The 1,080-nt window shown below is 62.9% G+C and carries 1 protein-coding gene; it reads right to left on the reverse strand.

Features of this window, described 5'->3' with window-relative positions:
• A partial coding sequence (locus tag AC1RJY_RS23990) for an isocitrate/isopropylmalate dehydrogenase family protein (RefSeq protein WP_498603719.1) occupies positions 1 to 1,028 on the reverse strand: 1,028 nt, incomplete at its 3' end.
• Positions 1,029 to 1,080 lie beyond the last annotated feature (52 nt).

The raw sequence follows: 1,080 nt of genomic DNA on the forward strand, positions 1-1,080 counted from the left end.
GTGCCGCCCATGTCTTTGGTGGTGGTGCCGTCCAGGACGGTCGCTTCGATGGCTTTTTCGACCAGTTCGGCGGCTTGGAGGACTTTCTCGTCGTCGAACTTCGCGCCGAGCCAACGCAGGAGCATGGCGGAGGAGAGGATCATCGCGATGGGGTTGGCGATGTTCTTTCCGGCGATGTCCGGGGCGGAGCCGTGGGAGGCCTGGGCCATGGCGTGGGTGTCGGAGGAGTTGATCGAGGGTGCGATGCCCAGGGATCCGGCGACTTCACCGGCGAGGTCCGAGAGGATGTCGCCGAACATGTTTTCGGTGACGATGACGTCGAACTTGTTGGCGCGTCGGACCAGGTGCACGGTCATGGCGTCGATGTGGAAGTCGTTGACGGTGACGTCTGGGTATTGTTGTGCGACTTCCTTGCAGACGTCGCGGAACAGGCCGGTGGTCATTTTCAGGACGTTGGCTTTGTGGACGATGGTCAGTTGCTTGGTCCGGGACTGGGCGAGCTGGAACGCGGAGTGCGCGATGCGTTCGGTGGCGGCGCGGGTGATGATGCCGTGCATGATCGCTACGTCCGGGGTGGGCATGAATTCGCCGGTGCCTGCGAAGGTGTTCCGGTCAGCGTAGAAGCCTTCGGTGTTTTCGCGCACGATGACCAGGTCGGTGCCTTCAACGATGGCGTTTCCGCCGGGGAAGGCCTTGGAGGGGCGGATGTTGGCGAAGAGTCCGAAGTGTTTGCGGATGGTGCCTGAGGGGTTCAGTGCGGACTTGTGCGGTTCGGGGTAGGAAGCGCTGTCGTGCGGGCCCAGGAGCCAGCCGTCGACGTCGGCGAGGGCTTGGAGGGTTTCGGCCGGGACGGCGGTGCCATGGGTGTCGATCGCTTCGCGGCCCAGGGGCAGTTCGGTCCAGTCGATGGCCGGCGCTCCGGCAGCGGCCATCGCGGCGTCAAGGATCTTCACGGACGCGGGAACGATTTCCGGGCCGATGCCATCGCCGTTCAGAACTGCCAATCGGTACTGCTTGGATGTAGTCACGGTATTTCCTTTTCTTTATAACCAGGTCTCGTTGACGGACCAGGAACTAGTG

It is taken from the genome of Arthrobacter sp. GW822-FHT05G07, assembly GCF_058799755.1.